This is a genomic window from Streptomyces sp. NPDC003691 (assembly GCF_053981115.1).
The window spans coordinates 1-3,468 of the sequence record NZ_JBSFNQ010000203.1 but is presented as its reverse complement, the minus strand read 5'-3'; the positions used below and the strand labels follow the sequence as shown (position 1 = coordinate 3,468).

The window sequence follows — 3,468 nt, the reverse complement described above, 5'->3', positions numbered from 1 at the left end:
AGAGCTTGCCGTCGGGCATCCGGGCGACCAGGTCCTGGACGCCGTCACCGCCGGTGAAGTCGCCGTTGTGGGTGATCAGCGCGGGGTTGTTCCCGTTGGCGTCCACCCAGTGGTAGCCGTAGTCGGGCTTGCCGTCGTCGTCGGCGTCCAGCTCGATGGGCTTGCCGTCGTGGTGCGCGGCCATGAGCGAGGAGTGGAGGTCGCCGTTCGCTTCCGAGGGGTAGAGCCGCAGGTCGCCGGTGGCGTCGATGACATAGAGGTCGGCGAATCCGTCACCGGTCACATCGCCGGGGGCGTCGGCCTTGTCGCGCGGGGTGACGTAGTGGACGTACCGGGTCGCGCTGACCGACATATTGCCCGCAGCATCGGCGGCCTTCACATAAAGAATGTTGGGGCCGGCGTTGGGCGGGTTCAGGGGGATGCCCGCCGCGCCCTCCGCGACGGTGGCGCTGCGCTCGGGAACGTACGCCTCACGGTTGAAGGACCAGTAGAACTTGTCGGTCCCGGTGCCTCCGGTGACGGCGGGCTTCATGATGAACTTGCCCGCGGTGCCGAAGGGCTTCACGCTCCACTTGCCGCCGTTGCCGTCGTCCTCGGGGAAGTCGGCGGAGCTGATGTCGGGGGATGCGGGTGCGGTGTCGTCGTAGACGAATCCGCAGCTTCCCGTCCCCGGCGGGGCGTACGTGGAGGAGGTTCCCGCTCCGTCGACGGCCTTGACCCACCAGTGGTAGGTCTTGCCGTTGAGGAACTTCGATTTGTCGATCGGGACGTCGCCCTTGCCCGTCGTGGTGCTCGCGGGGCGGGCACCGTCGTAGATCTTGGTGGTGGCTCCTGCCTGCCAGATCTGGAAGTACAGGGACTTGAGGTCGCCGTCGGGGTCGGAGCTGCCCGCGGCGAAGGTCAGGTTGCCCTTGCCGTAGGTGGTGTACGGGGTGGTGGTGTCGCAGGCCCGGCCGTTCACCGTCAGTCCGGTCGGCTCCTTGGGGGGCCGGGTGTAGTCGATGTCCAGCTTCGGCGCCGAGGCACCCTCGGCGACGAACTTCTTCCACGAGTTCGCCGAGGTCTCGCTCTTGGCCTTCATCCGGATGGTCAGCTTGGTGTCACCGGCGCCGGCCGCGACGCTCTGCGCGATCGACTTGCCCGAGTAGGTGACATACGCGTCCGGGCAGGAGGAGTTCCAGCCGTGAGCGAAGCTCTTGGTGCCGATATGCGTCCTGGTGGTGGGCTGTTCCTTCCAGGTGGTGGCGGAGGAGATGTCGTCGGTCTGGTGGACCTCCATCTCCGACGCGGTGCACGACCAGGAGTACGTCTGCCGGAACGTGAAGAGCGCGTCCGAGATCGTCGCGCCCTTGATACTGCTCTTCCAGGTCAGGCGGTAGAAGGAACGCGACAGACCACCGGTGGTGGACTCGTAGCCCACCCGGCCCTCCGTCGTACCGGAGTTGAAGTTCGCCCCGTCCCAGAAACTCGTTGTCGGATACCGCTCGTAGGCGGTGGTCCAGGCCGCGGTCTTGCCGTAGAGCGGTGGGTCGATGAATACCGGGAAGACGGTGTCCTTGCCGGTCAGCAGCTTCTCGTCGGGTGCCACGGAGAGCACGGCGTCACCGGTGCCGCCACCGGTCAGGGAGGCGGCGGCGGGAGCGCGTTTGGTCCCGATCTGGGGTCCGAGGAGGCCGGTGAGGGCGAAGGTGCCCCCGGCGGCGGCTTCGGTGTCCCTGGCGGACTCGCCCTGGGTGACGGCGGGCTTCCCGCTGGAGTCCCACATGAAGGGGGAAGGCGAGCCGCCAACCTCCACGCCCTGCGGGTCCTTCACCGTCAGCACATCGTTCTTCTCGTTCAGCGAGAACGACAGATCCGCCGACGACAGCTTGTACGAGATCTTCTTCAGGGCGGGATTCGCGGCGGCTTCCGCGCTGTGGACCACCAGGACATGGGTGAACCCGGTGTCCCGCGCGGTCAGCAGCAGGTCCACACCGTCGAGGACGTCCTTGTAGAGAGCACTGGCACCGCTGACCTCGGGCTCCGGCAGCTCACCCGGCCACCCAACAGTCAGCTCACGCCCCTCCGCCGTGAACGTGGCCAGGTCGGTGTACTGGCCGTCAGCGGACTTCGCCAGCGGAAGACGGGCGTAGTTACGGCTGCTCCGCTCGCCCTTGCTGTTCTTCTTCCGCGCCTTGCCGCTGTGGAAGGTGACCGGGTTGACCGTCGCCTTCGGCCGCCAGCCGTCACCGGTCTTCTTCAGCGTCGTATCGATGGGCAGCCACTCACCGTCGACCTGGGCGCGAACCGGGGCGGCCTGCGTCGACAGCCGGAACTTCCCGTTCGGCAGGGCGTGAACGGTCGAGGTGGCATCCCTCTCAGAGAGGACTTCGACCGGCTTCCCGGTCTTCATCGCCTTCTCCCGCGCCGCCTTCTCGTCCAGCGGCTCACCACCTGAACGAGCGGCATCCGCCTTCACAGGAGCGCGCTCGGGCGGGGACCCCGCCCCATCGCCGCCGTCGGGTATCAGCAGCGTGGCGCCGAGCGCCGCAGCCAGTACGGCCGCCACCCCCGCTGCGGTGCGCCGGGGCAGTCCCCGGATGAGACGTGGACGTTCCACGGTGCTGGAATCCCCTCCCCTGAACGGCAGTACGCGCAACCACGAACGCGGCCGTCCGGGAGGCGAGATGCCGTGCTGTCTCCGATAGTCCGCCCCACCCGGTCATGGGCAGCACAAGCCTCTGACCTGGGGAGAGCGCCAGTCAGCATGACGGACCGGGCCTTACCGTGCATCACTCGTGACCATCACGCGGTGATGCCCTCACAAAAATTTCAAGCCATTCACGGAACTTCGGACAGTGCCTGGTAGTCCTTCAAGCACGGGACGTTTCCGTGATTCGGTCCGGATGAATCCCCCCAAGCAGGGTCATCGGCGGGTTCGTTGCTGATGCTTTGTGACGACGCATCCGAAGCGTCGATACCGGGCAACTTTGATGGCCCATGAAATGACTCGCCCGTTTTTCCGCCCCTGCCCGCCACCGCTATCACCACACCTTATTTTCGGTGACTGTTGTCACACCCTCCGTGATCAAGGCGATTGACTGGCCGTGCGGTGCTGTCCGACGATGCGGCGGATACAGACATGTCAGGGACGGGTCATGCCGCTTTGTGCTGCCCGAAAACTGATTCCGGACCGCTGGGGAGGGCTACGGCCACCGTGGGGAATTCGCTGTCGTGGAGTGGCCGGGGGAGACTCCCGGACACCAGAGCTGAGAGGAACCGCCGCCTACGCCTGCGCGCAGGCGTCATAGCGGTGGTTTCCATGGCCCTCACCGTGGGCCTGGTACCGGGCGCGAGTGCGCTGCCGCCGCCGGTGGACCGGGCGGGGGTGGAGCTGACCGATATCCCGAAGCCGCCACCCGTGCCGGGAATCAACGGGGGGAATCTGGAGCAGCTGACGACTGCGGAGATTCCGACGGAGCCGGAGTA

General features: G+C 66.7%; 1 protein-coding gene. It reads right to left on the bottom strand.

What is annotated here, in order from left to right; translation table 11 throughout:
• On the bottom strand, positions 1-2,599 hold a 2,599-nt coding region (locus ACWDR0_RS34700), incomplete at its 3' end, for a VCBS repeat-containing protein (protein ID WP_456355822.1).
• Positions 2,600-3,468 lie beyond the last annotated feature (869 nt).